The sequence below is a fragment of the Amycolatopsis roodepoortensis genome, assembly GCF_024628825.1.
GTDB classification, from domain to species: Bacteria; Actinomycetota; Actinomycetes; order Mycobacteriales; family Pseudonocardiaceae; genus Amycolatopsis; species Amycolatopsis roodepoortensis.
The window spans coordinates 2,477,121-2,494,885 of sequence record NZ_CP102415.1 but is presented as its reverse complement, the minus strand read 5'-3'; the positions used below and the strand labels follow the sequence as shown (position 1 = coordinate 2,494,885).

General features: G+C 69.2%; 14 protein-coding genes. 8 read left to right on the top strand and 6 right to left on the bottom strand.

The genetic code is table 11. From position 1 onward, the window contains the following. The first annotated feature begins 127 nt into the window (after positions 1-127). Genes NQK81_RS11575 through NQK81_RS11550 form a run of 6 tightly spaced genes read left to right on the top strand, consistent with a single transcriptional unit; the run spans position 128 to position 7,769 of the window. Complete coding sequence (locus tag NQK81_RS11575) at positions 128-787, top strand: hypothetical protein (protein WP_257488172.1); 660 nt, start codon at positions 128-130, stop codon at positions 785-787. Next, the gene (locus NQK81_RS11570; RefSeq protein ID WP_257488171.1) at positions 780-2,117 is read left to right on the top strand and encodes a glutamine synthetase family protein; all 1,338 of its coding nucleotides are present in this window, start codon (positions 780-782) and stop codon (positions 2,115-2,117) included. The genes NQK81_RS11575 and NQK81_RS11570 overlap by 8 nt, the downstream gene beginning before the upstream one ends. Next, positions 2,114-2,875 carry a gamma-glutamyl-gamma-aminobutyrate hydrolase family protein gene (locus tag NQK81_RS11565; protein WP_257488170.1) on the top strand — a complete coding sequence of 254 codons (762 nt, stop codon included), beginning with the start codon at positions 2,114-2,116 and terminating at the stop codon, positions 2,873-2,875. Before NQK81_RS11570 ends, NQK81_RS11565 begins: the two co-directional genes overlap by 4 nt. Continuing rightward, positions 2,872-5,199 carry an AMP-binding protein gene (locus NQK81_RS11560; protein ID WP_257488169.1) on the top strand — a complete coding sequence of 776 codons (2,328 nt, stop codon included), beginning with the start codon at positions 2,872-2,874 and terminating at the stop codon, positions 5,197-5,199. Before NQK81_RS11565 ends, NQK81_RS11560 begins: the two co-directional genes overlap by 4 nt. Continuing rightward, positions 5,196-6,293 (top strand): Zn-dependent alcohol dehydrogenase, encoded by a 1,098-nt coding sequence (locus tag NQK81_RS11555; RefSeq protein ID WP_257488168.1) that lies wholly within the window; start codon positions 5,196-5,198, stop codon positions 6,291-6,293. Before NQK81_RS11560 ends, NQK81_RS11555 begins: the two co-directional genes overlap by 4 nt. Positions 6,294-6,314: 21 nt before the next feature. After that, a complete protein-coding gene (locus tag NQK81_RS11550) occupies positions 6,315-7,769 on the top strand; it encodes an aldehyde dehydrogenase family protein (protein WP_257488167.1) in 1,455 nt (484 codons plus the stop codon). A gap of 2 nt (positions 7,770-7,771) precedes the next feature. On the opposite strand, the gene NQK81_RS11545 is transcribed toward NQK81_RS11550, so the two are convergent. Next, positions 7,772-8,380 (bottom strand): TetR/AcrR family transcriptional regulator, encoded by a 609-nt coding sequence (locus tag NQK81_RS11545; RefSeq protein WP_257488166.1) that lies wholly within the window; start codon positions 8,378-8,380, stop codon positions 7,772-7,774. A gap of 194 nt (positions 8,381-8,574) precedes the next feature. On the opposite strand from NQK81_RS11545, the gene NQK81_RS11540 reads away from it, so the two are divergent. Together NQK81_RS11540 and NQK81_RS11535 are read left to right on the top strand one after the other, a co-directional pair. Next, complete coding sequence (locus NQK81_RS11540) at positions 8,575-9,270, top strand: transporter (RefSeq protein ID WP_257488165.1); 696 nt, start codon at positions 8,575-8,577, stop codon at positions 9,268-9,270. A 52-nt stretch (positions 9,271-9,322) separates the two neighbouring features. After that, positions 9,323-10,636, top strand: coding sequence for an NAD(P)/FAD-dependent oxidoreductase (locus NQK81_RS11535; RefSeq protein WP_257488164.1), 1,314 nt, complete (start codon positions 9,323-9,325; stop codon positions 10,634-10,636). A gap of 217 nt (positions 10,637-10,853) precedes the next feature. Here NQK81_RS11535 and NQK81_RS11530 read toward each other — a convergent pair whose 3' ends face one another. Genes NQK81_RS11530 through NQK81_RS11510 form a run of 5 tightly spaced genes read right to left on the bottom strand, consistent with a single transcriptional unit; the run spans position 10,854 to position 17,275 of the window. Then, positions 10,854-12,251 carry a tryptophanase gene (locus NQK81_RS11530; RefSeq protein ID WP_257488163.1) on the bottom strand — a complete coding sequence of 466 codons (1,398 nt, stop codon included), beginning with the start codon at positions 12,249-12,251 and terminating at the stop codon, positions 10,854-10,856. Continuing rightward, positions 12,244-13,413: a cation:proton antiporter gene (locus NQK81_RS11525; RefSeq protein ID WP_257488162.1), complete on the bottom strand. Its 1,170-nt coding sequence runs from the start codon at positions 13,411-13,413 to the stop codon at positions 12,244-12,246. Before NQK81_RS11525 ends, NQK81_RS11530 begins: the two co-directional genes overlap by 8 nt. Next, positions 13,406-14,770, bottom strand: coding sequence for a tryptophan 7-halogenase (locus tag NQK81_RS11520; RefSeq protein ID WP_257488161.1), 1,365 nt, complete (start codon positions 14,768-14,770; stop codon positions 13,406-13,408). Before NQK81_RS11520 ends, NQK81_RS11525 begins: the two co-directional genes overlap by 8 nt. Beyond that, positions 14,770-16,521 (bottom strand): amino acid adenylation domain-containing protein, encoded by a 1,752-nt coding sequence (locus NQK81_RS11515; RefSeq protein ID WP_257488160.1) that lies wholly within the window; start codon positions 16,519-16,521, stop codon positions 14,770-14,772. Before NQK81_RS11515 ends, NQK81_RS11520 begins: the two co-directional genes overlap by 1 nt. Next, complete coding sequence (locus tag NQK81_RS11510) at positions 16,514-17,275, bottom strand: thioesterase II family protein (protein ID WP_257488159.1); 762 nt, start codon at positions 17,273-17,275, stop codon at positions 16,514-16,516. The genes NQK81_RS11515 and NQK81_RS11510 overlap by 8 nt, the downstream gene beginning before the upstream one ends. Positions 17,276-17,765: the final 490 nt, after the last annotated feature.

Below are 17,765 nucleotides of genomic sequence, written 5' to 3'. Positions count from 1 at the left end.
GGTTCCGGGCGCTCGCCCGAAAGGGGCTGTTGACAAAGGCGCGGCAGGGCACCCATCATCTTCGTCAATTGATCGAGTCATTTGACTAACTCTGGCGCGATCGTCGCCACGATCGAAAGGGCCGCCGATGGCCGAGATCATGACGTTTCCCGAGGCGCCCGTGATGGAGGGTTCGACCCTTCCCGTCACCATCGACGACGACGCGAGTCCGGTCGTCCGGCTGATCGGGCGTACTTTGCGTGACTCGTCGCGGATCGGTCACGCGCAAGAGGTCTTGGGCCGGTCCGCCGGCACCGTGGTGGTCCGTTCTCACGACACGCCGCAGACCGCGACGATTTCCTTTGACAGCAAGGCGATCACGGTGACCGGCGGAGTGGTGATCGAGCCCGCCGCGACGGTCGTCGTCGATCTGCTGGCGCGCTTCGCCGCTGTGGAGGAGCCCGCCGGTGATGTCGTCCTGGCCGCCGGCATCCTGCGCGCGCTGACGCCGCCGCTGCCGCACTGGCGCCAGGCCGCCCAAGATTTCTGGTCGGTGACAAGGGAAATCCCCGGCATTCCCGACGTGCTGATCGTCGACGCCGATGGCCCCGGCGGCCCGGAGCGGCAACGGTTCGGCGACGGGCCGTCCGAATACCTGATCGCGGGGCAACCCGACGTGCTCGCCGGTGTCCTCAGTGGAGCGGACGACTTCGCCGCTTCCTTGGCGGCCGGCCTTCAGGTGAAGGGCACGCTGTCGCAACTGTCGGTCATGACGGCCGCTTCCTGGAGGGTTCGTTTCGATGTCTGATCTCAAGAACCGCGCCGTGCGCCTCGAAGCGACGAACCACGACGGAAGCCTTCTCGGCAAGACCGTGTCGAGCACGAAGTTCGCTTCAGGTAAGAACAGCGGCTTCGCCTTCGCCGACATCCTGTTCGCGATCGACCTCGGCAACGAGATCGTCCTCGGTGACGCCTTCCCGGACTGGCGCGGCAACCTCTACGACATCCAGATGGTCCCCGACATGTCGACCCTCGTCGAATGGAAGCCGGGCCTGGATTCGGTCATCGGCGACTACTGGCTGCAGGACGGCACACCTGTGCCGATCTGCCCGCGGAACCTCGTGCGGAAGCTGGTGGCCCGGCTCGCCGTTCTCGGGTACACCGCGACCGTCGCCGTGGAGATCGAAGCGACCCTGTTCGAGGAATCCGTTCAGGAGGCGCGAAAACGCGGGTACCGGGACCTGACGCCCTTGGGCGGCGGCACGGGAGCCACGTATCACTTGGCGAGGTCCAAGGACTGGGTCGACTACATGGAAGCGGTCGTCGGCCGCCTCGATCGGCTCGGTATCGCTTGGGAGGCCTGGACCGACGAGGCCGCCGCCGGGCAGACGGAGCTGAACCTGCCGCCGGCGGACCCGATCACGCTGGCCGACTCCTGGGCACGGACCCGGCAGGTCATGCGCGAGGTCGCGTTCGAGCGGGACCACACGGTGACCTTCATGGCCAAACCGACGGCGGGTTACGGCCAGGGCGCCCACCTCAACCTGTCGCTCCAGAGCGACGGAGTGAACCGGTTCTTCGCCGAAGACGGCCCCTCCCCGCTGATGCGGCACGCGGTCGGCGGGCTACTGGCCACGATGGCGGGCAACACCTCGCTCGCGTTGCCGCAGATAACGTCCTACCGGCGGCTGGTCGACTTCACCGGACCGCCCACCGTCGTCAGCTGGGGCGAAAACAACAAAACGGCCGCGGTGCGCGCCATCACCGGCCACCCGAAGTACTCGCGCCTCGAGTACCGGCTTCCCGGTGCCGACGTGAACCCCTATCTCGCGCTGGCGGGAGTGCTCGCCGGGGTGCTGGCCGGTGTGGAGCGGGAGATCGAACCACCGGAGCAGGTCACGGACATGGCCTGGTGCCTGCCCGACAGCGCCGGCGTGCCCCGGATCCCCGACACGATGTCGAAGGCCGCCGCCGCCCTGGATGCCGATCCGCTTCTGCGCGAGTACCTCGGTGACGAGTTCGTGGACTTCTGGATCGCGTCGCGGCGCTGGGAGTGGATGGAGTTCCACACCAAAGGCGGCGATCCGTTCGCCGAACTCTCCCAGTGGGAGTCCACTCGCTACTTCGAGTTCCCGTGAGCGCGCGTCCGCTGATCGGCATCACCGGCAGGCGATTCCGGCTGGAGCTGATCAAGGGAGCCGACGAGCGATACGGAGACCGCTGCCTCGACAGCTACATGGCGGACTTCGCGAGCCGGATCGCGCAGGCCGGTGGGCTTCCGGTGCATCTCTCCTACGACACCGACGCGACGGAGATCTGCCGCCGGCTCTCCGGGGTGGTGATCACCGGCGGGCAGGACGTTCACCCGGCGTTCTGGGGTGGCGACCCGGGGGTGGTCCGCGACGTCGATCCGCGGACCGACCCGATGGTCCACGACAGGGCACGGGACGAGTACGAGCTCGGGCTCGCCCGGGCCGCGCTGGAGGCGGGGATTCCCATCCTGGGCGTGTGCCGCGGCATGCAGGTGCTCAACGTCGCGCTCGGCGGCACCCTCGTCGCCGACCTGCCTGCCGGGCCCGTGAGCCATCTGTCGGCGGAGACCGCGCCGACCGACGGCACCGCCGATCATCTCGTGTCCTTCGAAAAAGGCTCGATCGCCGCCGGCCTGTTCGGCGAGCACGCGATGACCAACTCGTGGCACCACCAGGCCGTCGACCGCTGCGGCACCGGCCTGGTCGTGACCGGACGGACGAGCGATGGCGTGATCGAAGCGGTCGAGCTCCCGGGCGCACCGGTGCTCGGCGTCCAGTGGCATCCGGAGTGGATGAAGAGCGAGGACCCGGCGATGACGTGGATCGTCCAGGCCGCGGCCAGAAGGCGAAGGAGCTTGCCATGACCGCGAAAGTGGCGCCCGGACAGGCGGGCGACGACCCCGCCACCCCGACCCTGACGGAACTGCTGTCGCGACGCGCGAAGGACTCGCCGGATCGTGAGTTCCTGCGTTTCGGGGAGTGGTCGTGGAGCTTCGCCGAGATCGACGGCTGGACCTCCAGGCTGGCGCACCGGCTGATCGAGGTCGACGGTGTCCGGCCGGGCGAGCGTGTCGCGATCATGCTGCCGAACGTCGTGCACTGGCCCGTCGTCTGGCTCGCCACGCTGAAAGCGGGCGCGGTCGCCGTACCGATCAACAGCTCTTACCAGCGTGCCGACCTCGACTTCGTGCTGCGGGACTCCGGGGCACGCGTCGTGTTCACCGACGCCGACCGCTCGGATCTGATCGCGGGGGTCGTCGCCGGTGCGGACGTCCGCGTCGTCGACGTCGCCGACGACGGGTCGGAGCCGTTTCCGGCGACGCCTCCAGCCGCACCGATCGAAGGTGGGGCGCTGGCGAACCTGCAGTACACGTCGGGTACGACCGGTTTTCCCAAGGCGTGCATGCTCACCCACGACTACTGGGTCCGGTTGGGCTGGATCTGCGCGTCGGTGACCGGACTCGGGCCCGAGGACGTTCTCCTGACGGCCCAACCGTTTTCCTACATGGATCCACAGTGGAACACCGCGCTCGCCCTCACCGCCGGCGCTCCGCTGGTCGTGCTGCCCCGGTTCTCGGCGTCGACGTTCATAGCGGACGTCCGGCGGCATCGTGCGACCTTCTTCTACGTCCTCGGGTCCATGCCGACGTTGTTGTTCAAGCAACCGCCGACGCCCGAAGACCGCGACAACGACCTCCGCCTCGTCTTCTGCTCGGGAATTCCGGCCGGACTCCACGCCCGGCTGGAGGAACGATGGGGCGCTCCGTGGCGCGAGGTCTACGGAATGACCGAATCCGGGATCGACCTGTTCAGCCCCTTCGACGACGTCGGCGCGGTGGGAAGCGGGAGCCTGGGGCGGCCCGTACCGACGAAACAGATCCGCGTCGTCGATCCCGGCGGCTCCGACGTGCCCGACGGCGAGACCGGTGAGCTGATCATCGCCGGCACACCGATGATGAACGGCTACTGGAACCGCCCTGAAGACACCGCCCGCGTGCTGCGGGACGGCTGGCTCCACACCGGCGACCTCGTCGTCCGCCGCCCGGACGACGGCGTCCGGCTGGTCGGCCGGATCAAGGACATGGTGCGGCGCGGTGGCGAGAACGTCGCGAGCGTCGAAGTCGAAGCCGCCCTGGAGCGTGACGACCTGGTGGTCTCGGCCGCCGTCGTCGCCGAACCCGACGAGACGCTCGGCGAGGAGGTCAAGGCGTTCGTCCAGCTGGCGGCCGGTGTCCCCGCCGAGCCGGCGACGGCCGAGCGGATCGTCGAGCGGGCGGGCAAGGAACTCGCGCGGTTCAAAGTGCCGCGCTACCTGGAGTTCGTCGAAGACTTCCCCCGCACGCCGTCCGAACGCATCGCCAAACCGGCGCTCAAGGCCCGGGCCGCGGCCGACCCCGGCGTGACCTACGACCTCGGCGCACGACGGGGATTCCTCGGCATCGAAGTCGTCCGGGACGTCGCGGTGCTGACCCTCCGGCGCCCCGAGAAGCTCAACGCCATGGACGTCGCCACCCGGCGCCGTCTGGCGAGCGTCATCCGCGAATTCGGTACCGGTGAGACCGTGCGTGGGATCGTGCTCACCGGTGCGGGCCGGGCCTTCTCCGCGGGAGAGGATCTCCACAGCGCACCGTCGACGGAAGCCGGGATGCGTGAGGCGTTCGCGAGTTTCCACGACATCACCAGGGCGATCCTCGAGACACGGATACCCGTGGTCGCGGCCGTCAACGGCATCGCGGTCGGCGGAGCCTCGGAGATCACCCTGAGCTGCGACACCCGCATCGGAACCCCGGAAACCGTGTACTACCAACCGGAAAACGGCCGGGGCATCACGATCTCGAACGCGTCCAGCGTGCTGCTGAGGCGGCTCGTCGGGAACCACGCGATGCGAGTGGTGCTCGGATCCCCTCGGATCCGGGCCGACGAAGCGCTGCGGATCGGTCTGCTCGACGAGATCGTCGAGCCCGGCGCCCTGATCGGCCGTGCCATCGACACCGTCGTCGAGTGGACGCCGGAGGGCAACACGACGGCCCTCCACCTCGCGCTCCTGCGCCCGACGGCAGAGGACGTCGAAGCGGCCTTCGCCAGGGAAGACCTCGCCGCGGCCCAGGCATGGGAGAGCGGAGCTCTGGCCGCGGGCATCCGAGCCTTTCTGTCCACAAAGGACACCGAAAAGGAGACTTCGACATGATCGACACCCAGGCCGCGGTGCTGACCGCAGTCGGCGAACCGCTCGCGCTGACCGTCATCCGGGTGGACGACCCGGAACCGCACGAGGTGCGGGTCGCGGTCACCAACGTGGGGCTGTGCCACAGCGACCTGCACTACATGACCGGAACGGTCCCGACCGAGCTGCCGGTCGTGGTCGGCCACGAGGTGGCCGGAGTGGTCGAGGCGGTCGGCTCGCAGGTGTCCGGGCTGCGTCCCGGGGACCGGGTGGTCGGCGCGCTGACGCCGTCCTGCGGCCGCTGTGCGAACTGTGAGGCGGGGCGCTCGACCCAGTGCCGGCGGCTTGGCGAGATCCGTCACCGCCCCCGGCCCGCGTTCCAGACCACCGCAGGCGAGCCGATCGAGCGGCTGGGCGACATCGGGGCGTTCTCCCGGCACGTTCTCATGCGCGAGAACTCGCTGGTGAGGCTCCCCGACGACGTTCCACCGCACGTCGGCTGTCTCCTGGCCTGTTGCGTCATCACCGGTGTCGGCGCCGTCTTCCGCGGCGCCCGGGTGCGACCGGGCAGCACGGTCGCGGTCATCGGCTGCGGCGGCGTCGGATCGGCCATCATCCAAGGCGCGAGGCTCGCCGGAGCGTCGGCCATCGTCGCGATCGACCTGGACGACGACCGGCTCAAGGCCGCGCGCGGCTACGGCGCCACCCACGTCGTCAACGGCGGGGACGAAGACCTGGTCGCGCAAGTTCACCGCCTGCTCGGGGACGGAGTGGACTACGCCTTCGAGGCGGTCGGCTCGGCCCGCACCGCCGCGACGGCCCTGGCACTGGTGCGCCCGACGGGGACCGCGTGCCTGGTCGGAATCGCACCAGGAGGCACCGAACTCAGCGTTCCGGCATCGGACTTCTTCTTCGAGGAGAAGCGGCTGATCGGCTCCTACATGGGCTCGGGTCAAGCGCGACAGGACATCCTCCAGCTCGCCCGCCTCTACCAGCAAGGACGTCTCCTGCTCGACGAGATGGTCACGCGCGTCATTCCCTTCGGCGAGATCAACGAAGGCTTCGAGGCGATGAAGTCCGGCGACGTCACCCGCATCGTCGTCGATCTCCAGTCCTGACCAACCGAAGGAACCTTGAAGATGAGCAACGAGATTCCCCGGCCGGTGAACTACATCGCCGATGCCTGGCGCGAAGCCGAGACGATCCCCGGCACGTGGAACGTCGACCCCAACACGCGAGAACCCGTCCACCGCTCCGTCACGACGTCACCCGACGACGTCGAGCGGGCCCTGCGGCACGCGGAGCGCGTGTACGACATCGGCCGCTGGGACGAGGACGCCCGGCGTGAGCGCGCCGCGATGCTCGAACGAGTGGCGGCCATCGTCGAGACCCGGGCCGAGGACATCGCCCGGACGGACTCGCTGACCAGCGGCACGCCGATCAGCGTCACGCGGAAGGTCGCGGCCTTCCTGCCCATGAGGATCCGGGCTTCGGCGGCGGACCTGGTGAACATCCCGCGCGTCACCGCGCTGGCGGCAGGCGGCCGCGACGTCCGCCTCCACAAGGTGCCGTGGGGTCCCGCCGCGATCCTCACGCCGTGGAACGGCCCGAGTTTCATCCCGGCGGCCAAGCTCGCCAGCGCCGTGGCCGCGGGCTGCCCGGTCATCCTCAAACCTTCGGAGCACGCGCCCGGCAGCGCACAGCTCATCGTCGAGTGCTTCGTCGAGGCGGGCCTGCCCAGTGGCACGCTGCAGCTCGTGCACGGCGCCGGCGACGTCGGCGCCCGGCTGACCACCGACCACCGCGTCAAGATCGTCTCGTTCACCGGCGGGCCCGCCGCCGGGCGCGCCATCGCGCGGGCGGCCGCGGAAGACTTCAAGGTCCTGCAGCTGGAGCTCGGCGGGAACAATCCGGTGCTCGTGCTCGACGACGCCGATCTCGACGTCACCGCGGACGGCATCCTCGACGGGATGACCAAACTCAACGGTCAATGGTGTGAGGGACCGGGCAAGATCCTCGCGCACCGCGGCCTGATCGACCCCCTCCTCGAAGCACTGACCGAGCGGATCTCCAAGCTCGTCGTCGGCCACTCCCTCGACGAGGACGTCCAGATCGGCCCGATCTCCAATGCCCCGCATTTCGGGACCCTCCAGAGCAGGATCGACGGGTTGCGCGACTTGGGGGCGAGTATCCGGCAGCCCGCCCGCCTGCCCGAGCTCGACGGCTTCTTCCTGTCGCCGACCGTCGCGGTCGGCGCCGACCCGGCTCAGGCCACCGCCGAGCTGTTCGGCCCGGTCGTCTCCCTGCACGCCGTGGATTCCGACGAGCAGGCGCTGCGCGTCGCCAATGCCCATCCGTCAGGGCTCGACGCGTACGTGTTCGGCGCCGACACGGACCGGGCGATCGACGTCGGCTCCCGCGTCCTGGCCGGCGAAGTGCGCGTCAACGGCGCGAAAGTCGCCGACCTCGGTGACGACTCGGCGCAGAGCTTCTGGGGCCCGGCGGGTATCGGTGGCCACGGTCCGGCGGAGTCGGTGCGGGTCTTCTGCGGCGACCGGGTCGTCGGTGTCGATTCGCCCGAGTTGCCGCTGTGACGTCATCGCCCGACGGGGGCGGCTCCGAGCCGGGCCGCGAGCCAGCTGTCGAGGACCGACGTGGCGATCTCCATCTGCCCCAGCGCGGCGGCCCGATCCCCGTAGGTCAACCAGTTCGCGGCGAAGCCGTCGGCCAAGGTGGCGAGGACGAAGGCGATCTCGTCGACGACTTCCGGTTCGATCGGATGGTCCGGCTCGGCGGCGCGAAGTGCGGCGCGCACCGTCTCGAGAGCCTTGTCGTACACCGCGATACCGCGGTCTCCGTGCTGGCGTCGTGCCCAGCTGATGAGTTCCACCGTCGCCGCGGTGAAGCTGGCCGACTCGAGGTAGCACTCCATGACCCCGCGCAGGAGCCGTCGAGCCGTCTCTCGCACGTCACCGGGGGAGTCGTCGCCCTCGAGCGCGTCGCGGTACCGGCCGGCCACGAACTCGTAGACATCGGCGAAGAGGTCCTCTTTGGAGTCGTAGCAGTAGTGCAGCATCGCCAGATTCGCCTGCGCCTGCTCGGCGATGCGCCGGGTCGTCGCGCCCTCGATGCCGTAGGTGGCGATGACCTCCACCGCGGCCTTGATGAAGTCGCTACGCCGCTGGGCGGCGGGGATCCGTGGCACGAAGTCCTCCCGGTGCACGTAGTTGGACGCTTGATTAAGTCACGGCCAGCCTAGCAGCGAGAATACTTGGGCAAATGACTTGATCAGATGACTAAGACCGGCGTAGTCTATGAGCCGGATCACAAGTCGGCTCGCTATCCGAACGCACCGCCTTCGACGCAGAGGCGAAGGCGCGACTCGAAGGAATCAAGGACATGAAGGACCTGCTCTTCATGCTGGCCGATCTCTGGATGATCTTCGCCGGCTTCTACTTCGGCTGGAAGTTCATCCGGCGCTACGACAACTACCTGCTCGGCCTGGAATGGATGATCGTCGCCACCTCGGGCTCGAACTTTCTTCTCTGGGCACTTCTGGGCGGAGACGAGGGCAGCCCGCTGTACAGCGTCGCCTACTTCTTCGACGCCTTCTCCCGATCAGTCGGCATCACGCTCATTCTCGTCATGGGCCTGATGCGCGTGACGCACCGCTACAAGCCCTCGGTCGCGGTCGACGTCGGTGTGTTCGCGCTCGCCGCCGTCGCGGGGCTGTACCTCCAGCAATTCCGCGCCGATCAGCTCCACGTCGGCCCGGCGACGTTCTACGTCGTGGTCAACGTGGTCACCACGGTCTTCCTCGCCTACTTCGTATGGCGGCTCTGGCGCATCGGCGCCACAGTCACGGCCGTGGGCGCGGGGGTGGTCACCCTCGCGGGAGCCGCCATCGCGATCACGTACGACTTCTTTCCCATTCCGGGCGACGACGCGCACCGAACGCTCTTCTACAGCGCGGCGCTGGCCACCTGGGGATTCCAGATGTTCGTGTACTACCTCGCCTATCGCGCCCTGCACGACCACAACGTGAAGACCGGTGCCGAACCCACGTCGGGCGAACACAGCGTTGCCCGGGCCTGAATCGAATCGAACAACGACAGCCCTGTCTCGGGGCAAGAGAAGAGGAGTGACCATGCGGGCGACGGAGTCCGACGGTGTGACCTGTTCGGCGTTCTCCGGATGGTGCGATCGGCCCACGAATTTCGCACCGGCGCTCGAAGAGGAAATCCAGTGTGATGTCGCTGTCGTCGGTGGTGGCCTGGTCGGTATGGCCTCGGCACTCCGGCTGGCCGAGCGCGGCGCCGATGTCGTCCTGCTCGAAGCCGGATACTGCGGCTGGGGCGGGGCGTCGCGCAACGCGGGCTATTTGTCGAACGAACTGGCCGGGGACCCGCAGATGCTGCGCTTCCTGTACCGGCGCCGACTGCGAAACCTCATTCACTACGCGGAGGCCTCGGCACAGTTCACCGAGGAATGGATCGCACGGCTCGGCATCGACTGCGACTACGAACCCACCGGCGGCGTCAACGCCGCGGTCTCCGCCGGACAGCTGCGACGGTTGGAGAAGGGGGCGCGCATCCTCGGCGACGCCGGCGCCGACGTCGAATTCGTCGACGGCCGGGACTTCGGCATGCCCGACACCTTCCTGGGCGGCATCCACTTGCGCGGTGGGGGTCTGCTGAACCCGGGAAAACTCGCCTCCGGACTTCGTGACGCGCTTCTGGCGTCGGGTGTCAGGGTGTTCGAGCGTTCTGCTGTACAAAAGGTCGAGTCCGATGGCGCGACGGTCGTGCTCAGCGTTCCCGGCGGCCGCGTCCGCGCCGAGCGCGCCGTGCTCGCCACCAACGCCGGCTCCCGCGACCTCGCGATCGCCCCACGCGGAATCCAGCCCGTGTGGACCAATGTCGTCGAAACGGAACCGATCGACCCCGACCGGCTGGAGGCGATCGGCTGGACGACGCGCGCCGGCATCGTCACCGCGCACACGATTCTCGAGAACTACCGGCGCACTGAGCGCGGGACCCTCTTGTTCGGTACCCGCCAGCTCGAGGCCGCGCCGAGGGCACTCGGGGCCCGCGAACCCAGCCGGGAGGTCGTGGCAGACCTCGTCCGCGGCTTCCACGAGCGCTTCCCGTCGCTGCGCTACGTCGCGCCGCAACGGGCGTGGGGCGGGTGGGTCGCGGTCACGTCGTTCCTCCCGGTCGCGGGAGAGGTGGCGAAGAACGTCTTCTATGCCGTCAGCTGCAACGGCCACGGCCTCGCCCAATCGCCCTACGTCGGCACACTGCTGGCCGACCGCCTGGCCGGAGACGAACCGCACGAAGACCTGCGCGCGGTGTGGCGACCGCGGCCGCCGCGCCTGCCCTCGTTCGCTCTCAGCGCGCCATCCTTGAAGGCCGCGTGGGCGCTCGACCGGATCTCCGACCGCTTCAGCCGGCGGCACTGACGAATTCGGATTCCCTGGAAGCGCCCCTCGGGGTCTGAACCTTGGAACGAAGGGTCAGACCCCAGAGAAGTGAAGATCCGCGACCCCAGGTCGCGCAACCTGCTGCGACGTTGGTTCAGGGGCCGATGGATGAGGCGTGGGCGGCGACAGCCACCGAAGGCACAGACTCCTCTGCCCCCGGTGGCACAGGCAACCGACGTGACGTGAGGCGGTCGGTTCAGGTGGTGTGGATGCTCGTGCCTGCCGTGGGGGCGAAGCGGGCTTGGAAGAAGCGGAGGTGGGGTGGTTCGTGGGTGAAGGCGAGTCCGTGGGTGATGTGGTGCCGGTCTTTGTGGACGCGGACGAGTGTGTCGGCGACGTGGTCGATGTGGCTTTGGGTGTAGACGCGGCGGGGGATGGCGAGCCGGAGGAATTCCAGGGGCGGGTAACGGTTTTCGCCGGTGGCCGGGTCGCGTCCGGCTGAGACGGTTCCGCGTTCGACGCCACGGACGCCGCCTTCGAGGTAGACGGCGGCGGCGAGGGTCTGGCCGGGGAGCTCGGTGCGGGGGAGGTGGCCGAGGACGGCGGTGGCGTCGACGCAGACGCAGTGGCCTCCGATGGGCCGGACGATCGGGACGCCCGCGGTGTGGAGCCGGTGGCCGAGGTATTCGATCTGGGCGACGCGGGCGCGGATGTGGTCTTCGTCGACGGATTCGGTGATGCCCTGGGCGATGGCTTCCATGTCGCGGCCTGCCATGCCGCCGTAGGTGTGGAGGCCTTCGTAGAGCAGGACGAGACCGCGCGCTTGTTCGGCGAGATCGGGGTCGCGAAGCGCGATCCAGCCGCCGATGTTGGCGAGGCAGTCCTTTTTGGCCGACATGACGGCGCCGTCGGTGGGGGAGCAGAGGGCGAGCAGGATGTCCGCGATCGAGCGGTGTGCCCAGCCGGGCTCGCGTTGTTTGACGAACCAGGCGTTTTCCACGGCGCGGGCGGTGTCGAGGAAGACCGGGATGCCATGGGAGTGGGCGAGCTCGCAGGCGGCGGTGAGGTTGGCGACGCTGATGGGCTGGCCACCCGCCATGTTCACGGTCGCGGCGAGTGAGACGTAGGGGATGCCGGCGCCGTGTTCGGCGATGACGGCCTGCAGCTTGCCGAGGTCGACGTTGCCTTTGAACGGATGTTCGCGGGCTGGGTCGTGTGCTTCGTCGATGATGACGTCGTGGAAGGTGGCGCCGTTGAGTTCCTGGTGGGCGCGGGTGCTCGGGAAGTACATGTTGCCGGGGACATGGGTACCCGGGCGGATGAGGCAGCGGGAGAGGATGTTCTCGCCACCGCGGCCTTGGTGGACGGGGATGACGTGTTCGTAGCCGTAGTGGGCGCGAACGGCTTGTTCGAAGAGGTAGAAGCTGCGGGCGCCGGCGTAGGCTTCGTCGCCGCGCATGAGGGCCGCCCATTGCCGGTCGGACATGGCGTTGGTGCCGGAGTCGGTGAAGAGGTCGATGTAGACGTCTTCGGAGCGGAGCAGGCAGGGATTCCAGCCCGCGGCCCGGAGCGCTCGTTCGCGGTGTTCGCGGGTGGTGGCGCGGATCGGTTCGACCATCTTGATCCGCCAGGGTTCGGCTGGGTGGTCAGGCATCTCGGGTCACCTTGTTCCGTTCGAGGTGGTTGAGGAGCGGGCCGGTCATGGCGGTCGTGACGAGGGCCATGGCGACCATCGCGGTGTAGAAGGCGCTGTCGATGACGCCGAGGCCGAGCCCGATGCCGAGGAAGACGAGTTCGGTCACGCCGCGGGTGTTCATCAGGGCCGCGAACACCGCGGCCGGATGCGGAGGCTGTCCGGCGAGGCGGGCACCGAGGTACGCGCCGCCGCCTTTGGCGAGGACGGCGACCGCGATGATCGCGAGGGTTTCGGTCACCAGGGCGGTGTCGAGCTCACCGAGGTCGACCTTCCGTCCGATGAGGACGAAGTACAGCGGCACCAGCAGGGACGCCAGGGGCGTGATCAGCGCGACGGGGTCGTGCCGGGACGCGGGCCGTCCGACGGCCACGCCGACCAGGAACGCGCCGATCGCGGCGTGCAGGCCGATGGCGTCCGTCATCGCGGCCCCCGAGCAGGCGAGGGCGACCATGGTCGCGACCGCGGTCGGCCCGGACAGGCGATCCATCGTCCGGCCGGACCACGGCCGGGCGAGCAGGAGCAGGCCCAGCAGGAACGGGAAGGCCGCCAGCAGCGTCCAGACCTGTGCTCCACTGTGGACGGACGCGACGACGGCGAGCGCCGCCCACGCGGTGGCGTCGGTGAGCGCCGCGGCGGTGAGCGCGCAGCGGCCGCGGTCGTCGTCCAGCATCCGCCGTTCGGCCAGAATCCTTGCCAGCACGGGAAAGGCGGTCACCGCCATGGCCGCGGCGGCGAACAGGACGAACGGGACGGCCCCGGCCGGAGCATGGCGGGTGGCCAGCCAAAGAGCCAGCAGCGCACCGAGGGCGGCCGGGACGACGGTCGCACCCAGGGCGGGCACGAACGCCGCCGTGATCCGTGCCGCGGTCATCGACGGCGCGAGGCGGGCGCCGACCCCGAACAGGAACAGGATCAGGCCGAGTTGGGCGAGCGCGTCCAGCGTCGTGTCGACGCCACCGGGGAGGCCCGGGCCGGCCTGCAGGGCGAGGCCGACGACGAGCCCGCAGGTGATCTCCCCGAGGACGGCGGGCTGCCCGGCCCGGGTGAACGCCCAGCCGAAGCAGCGGGCCATGGCCAGCAGGACGGCGAGCGCGGCGAGCAGAACGGCGAGATCAGGCATCGGGCACCCGCCACCGCCTGCCGTCCGCGGTGGGGACGAGCCCGCCGGGGAACATCGGCGGTTCGTCGCCCGCGGCTTCGCCGAGCAGGCCGCGTAACTGCAGTTGCACACCTTCGGCGAGCACGTCGCCGAACATCGCGCGGGAGAAGTCCTGTGAGGACACTCCACCGACGAGACCGGCGAAAGCCGCGTCGGCGGTCCCGTGGTGGCCGGTCAGCCGTCGCGCCTGCCGGAAGTAGTCGTCTTCGTCGGAGTCCAATCGGTAGAAGGTGATGAGGAAATCCCGGAACAGCCCGAATTCCCGGCGGTAGCGGGCTTCGAACTCGGCGAAGCATCGCTTCTCGTCCGAGAAACCCGCGAGGGTGCTGTTGATCGACCTGGCGGCCAGCAACGCGCTGTAGGTGGCCAGGTGCACCCCCGAGGAGAACACCGGGTCGATGAAGCAGGCGGCGTCTCCGACGAGCACCATGCCCGGGGACCACAGGACGGTCCGGTCGTAGGAGTAGTCCTTCCGCACCCGGAGGCGGTCGTAGGGTGGCTCGGTCGCGCGGTGCGCGTCGCGGAGGTACTCGTCGATGAGCGGGCAATCCTCGATCAGCGCCGTGTAGGCCACGTCCGGATCGCCCTGGACGCGGTCCGCCGATTCGTGTTTGACGACAGCCCCCACGCTGGTCAAGCCGTCCGACAGCGGGATGTACCAGAACCAGCCGCCGGGGAACGAGACGCACAGGATGTTCCCGGTGTCGGGCGCGGGCATCCGGCGGCCGCCCTCGAAGTACCCGAACAGCGCCAGGTTCCGGAAGTGCGGCGAGTACTCGCGGATGCCGCCGACGTCGTGGTGGAGCCTGCTGCCGTGGCCCGACGCGTCGACCACGAACCTGGCCGTCGCCTGCCGTTCGTGCCCGGTGTCGTCGAGATAGCGGACGCCGCCGATCCGCTCGCCCACCTGGATGGTGCCGAGTACTCGATGTCCTTGCCGGACTTCGGCGCCGAGCCGGCGGGCCCCGTCGAGCAGCAGCGCGTCGAACCGGGTGCGCTCGACCTGATAGGCGTACGACGTGGGCCCGGCCATGCGGTCGGAAGCGGCGAAGGAGAACGTCCACGGTTCGGCACCGGTGCCCCATTTGAAGGTGCCGCCTCGTTTGCGGACGAATCCGGCCCGTTCGATCTCGTCGCGGACCCCGAGCATCGCGCAGATCCCGTGGATCGTGGCGGGCAGCAGGGATTCCCCGATCTGGTAGCGCGGGAAGTGGTCCTTGTCCAGCAGCAGCACCCGGTGACCTTCCGCGGCGGTGAGGCCGGCGGCGGTGGATCCGCCCGGTCCGCCACCCACGACTATCACGTCGTAGTCGTCCATCACGGCGTCACTCCTTTCTCTGTGGTGGGAACGAGTTCGGCGAGCCGGGCCACCGTGCGGCGCAGCAGGACGTCCCGCAGCGAACACGGCACACCCAGTGCCCGTAGCCGCGCGGCGAGCGCCGCGGCGGAGAGGCTGTGCCCGCCGAGGTCGAAGAAGTCGCTGTCCGCGTCGACCGCCGGAATCTCCAGCTGGACCCGGAACGCGGCGGCGACGAGCTTCTGGGTGGAGGTCAGCACGACCGTCCGCTGTACCGGGAGGGGTGCGGCGAGGGCGGCCCGGTCGATCTTCCCGGTCGGCCCGAGTGGCATGGCCTCGAGCGGGATCACGGTGGAGGGCAGCAGATATGGCGGTAGCGTCGCTCGCAGCCGTTCCCGCACCTGGGTGACGGTGGCGGTGCCGAGCACGACGTAGGCGACCAGCCGGGGCTCGGCGCCTTCGGCGCGGACGGCGGCCTGCCGGACCCCGGGCGAGGCGAGCAGTGCGCGCTCCACCTCGCCCGGCTCGACCCGATGGCCCCGGATCTTGACCTGGTCGTCCAGCCTGCCCAGCCATTCGAGGTGACCGTCGGCCGCGAGACGGCACCGGTCGCCGGTCCGGTATCGGCGTTCTCCCGCGGTGACGAACCGGTCCGCGGTCAGCTCCGGCCGCCCGAAGTAGCCCAGCGCGAGGCAGGAGCCGCCGATCAGGAGTTCGCCGGGTTCCCCGACCGGTACCGGCCGCAGCTCGTCGTCGACGACCTGGGCGGTCGTGTTGCCGATGGGCCGCCCGATCGACGGCGTCGTGCGTTCGCCGAGATCGCAGGACGTGGTGAACACCGTGCACTCGGTCGGACCGTAGAGATTCACCGCGGTGACGCCCACTGCTCCACGTAGTCGTGACCAGAGTTCCTGCCCGATGGCCTCGCCGCCCATCAGCAGCGTCCGCGGGCGGATGCGGCCATCGAGCAGCCCGGCCTGGAGCAGCGCCGACATCTGCGCGGGCACCGCCTCCACGACCGACAACCGGTGCTCCCGCACGAAGTCCACATAGGACCCCGGATCCGCGCGAACCGAATCGGGGACCAGATGTAGTTCGTGCCCGCCCGCCATCCACGACAGCGGATTCCACGACGCGTCGAAGACCAGCGGCAAACCGTGCGCTACCCGCTGAGGGCCACGGCCGGCCGGGAAGAACCGTGCCGTCAGTTCGCCGTACAGGTTGACCAGGCTCCGATGGCCGACCACCACTCCTTTGGGCAGGCCCGTCGAACCGGAGGTGTAGATGACGTACGCCGCGCCCTCGCCGGTCCGCGGCAACCGCCGCACGTCTCGCCCGGAGAGTTCGCCCTGCCAGTCCTCTTCGGACAGCAGCAGATCCGCCCGGCCCGCGAGACCCACGGCATCGGTCAACACCACGGACGGACGAGCGTCGGCGAGGGTCGCGTCGACCCGTGCGCGTGGCAGGGACGGATCGATCGGCAGATGCACCGCACCCGCCTTCGCCGTGGCGAGGACGGCCAGCACCGCCCGCACGGACCTCGTCATCGCGCAGGCCACCACCGTTCCCGGTGACGCGCCGGCGTCCCGGAGGGCGTGGGCGAGCCGGTCGCCCCAGCGGTCGAGTTCGTCGAACGTCCAGGCGACCTCGCCGGCGACCAGGCAGGTGCCGTCCGGAGTTCGCCGAGCCTGGTACTCGAACAGGTCGCACCAGGTGAGCCGGGGGAGTCGCCGTCGCGTGCCGTTCACAATGGACGGTGCCGGGTCACTCATCGCCAGGCTCCCCAGCGGATCGGGCCTGCCGGACCAGGCCCCAGAAGTTGGCTTCCTTGCCCGGTGCGAGCACGCCGAGGTGGCCCCCTGGCACGACACGATCGGTGAACCAGCCGGATGTCCAGACGCGCCACGCCCGGAGCGAGTCGGCACCGGTCGCGAACGCCGGGTCGTCCTCGCCCCGGATCGCGATGATCGGACACGACAGCGTCACCTTCGCGGGGCCGGAGTAGGCGCTGGTCAACCGAAGATCGCCGAGGAACAGCTCCAGCGCGTACTCCCGGAGCTCGGGGGAGTGGTCACCGATCCCATCGAGGACTCCGACGGCGTCGATCCAGGCGGCCTTCACGTACTTCCCGGGTGTCCGGAGCTGCGGGGCGCACACGCCGACGACGATCAAGGCCGCCGGTGCCGTTCGTCCACGGATCTGAAGGCGTTGAGCCACTTCGAGTGCGACGAACGCGCCCATACTGAACCCGATCAGCGTGATCCGCGAAAGTCCTTCGGCTTCGAAGTGGCCGAGGGCGTCCAGCGCGATCTCCTCGGCGATGTCCTCGAGGGACTCGGCGGCAGGCTCCACGAGACGTTCACCGTGCGCGGGATACTCCACCCCCCACACCTCGACCCCGGGCACCGCGCGAGCGAGCCCTTGCAAGCCGAGAACCGTTCCTCCCGCGGGCGGAAAACACAGGTACCGCTGAGCGAATCCGGCACCTGTGTCTGGTGTGGACAGTGTTCTGAGGGCAGCATTCATCGCCACGTTCTCCCGGACCGGTCCGTCGACGGAATGACTTCGGCCGTCGAAGACGAAGCTGGCGGGCGCGGCACAACCCCGGTGACAGGACCGGAAAGCGCCACGCGCCTCCATGTCCACATCGGACCGTCAGATGTCGATCGCCTTGCCCGGCAAGCGAAATTTTCATGATGTCGCGCCGTCCCGGTGAACCTCCGGGCCTTGCGCCGATGACGCGCCTTGGCGAGAGCCGATCTCGCCTTGCTCGCACCTTCAGGTGGTTCCGCGACCGCGCCGACCGCGGGAAAGGTACGAGACTCCCTTTACTGGCCTCTTCCGTTAGGTGTCAACCGTCAGAGTTGTTGGTCCGAAAGATACGACGCCGTTAGCCCGACCGGGGTAACGGTTTGATGGCGAGATCAAAATGCCTGCAAGCGGCGACGCGGTCCCCCGTTCGCTCCCTCACACGGGCTACCTCAGGCCTTGGCCATCACGTGCGAGTTGCGGTCTG

Bases quoted from the DNA above. Each gene is read 5' to 3' on its own strand.
- NQK81_RS11525 (WP_257488162.1), bottom strand. From the start codon at position 13,413: ATGCCTGATCTCGCCGTTCTGCTCGCCGCGCTCGCCGTCCTGCTGGCC.
- NQK81_RS11510 (WP_257488159.1), bottom strand. From the start codon at position 17,275: ATGAATGCTGCCCTCAGAACACTGTCCACACCAGACACAGGTGCCGGA.
- NQK81_RS11555 (WP_257488168.1), top strand. From the start codon at position 5,196: ATGATCGACACCCAGGCCGCGGTGCTGACCGCAGTCGGCGAACCGCTC.
- NQK81_RS11515 (WP_257488160.1), bottom strand. From the start codon at position 16,521: ATGAGTGACCCGGCACCGTCCATTGTGAACGGCACGCGACGGCGACTC.
- NQK81_RS11550 (WP_257488167.1), top strand. From the start codon at position 6,315: ATGAGCAACGAGATTCCCCGGCCGGTGAACTACATCGCCGATGCCTGG.
- NQK81_RS11575 (WP_257488172.1), top strand. From the start codon at position 128: ATGGCCGAGATCATGACGTTTCCCGAGGCGCCCGTGATGGAGGGTTCG.
- NQK81_RS11570 (WP_257488171.1), top strand. From the start codon at position 780: ATGTCTGATCTCAAGAACCGCGCCGTGCGCCTCGAAGCGACGAACCAC.
- NQK81_RS11530 (WP_257488163.1), bottom strand. From the start codon at position 12,251: ATGCCTGACCACCCAGCCGAACCCTGGCGGATCAAGATGGTCGAACCG.
- NQK81_RS11560 (WP_257488169.1), top strand. From the start codon at position 2,872: ATGACCGCGAAAGTGGCGCCCGGACAGGCGGGCGACGACCCCGCCACC.
- NQK81_RS11520 (WP_257488161.1), bottom strand. From the start codon at position 14,770: ATGGACGACTACGACGTGATAGTCGTGGGTGGCGGACCGGGCGGATCC.
- NQK81_RS11535 (WP_257488164.1), top strand. From the start codon at position 9,323: ATGCGGGCGACGGAGTCCGACGGTGTGACCTGTTCGGCGTTCTCCGGA.
- NQK81_RS11540 (WP_257488165.1), top strand. From the start codon at position 8,575: ATGAAGGACCTGCTCTTCATGCTGGCCGATCTCTGGATGATCTTCGCC.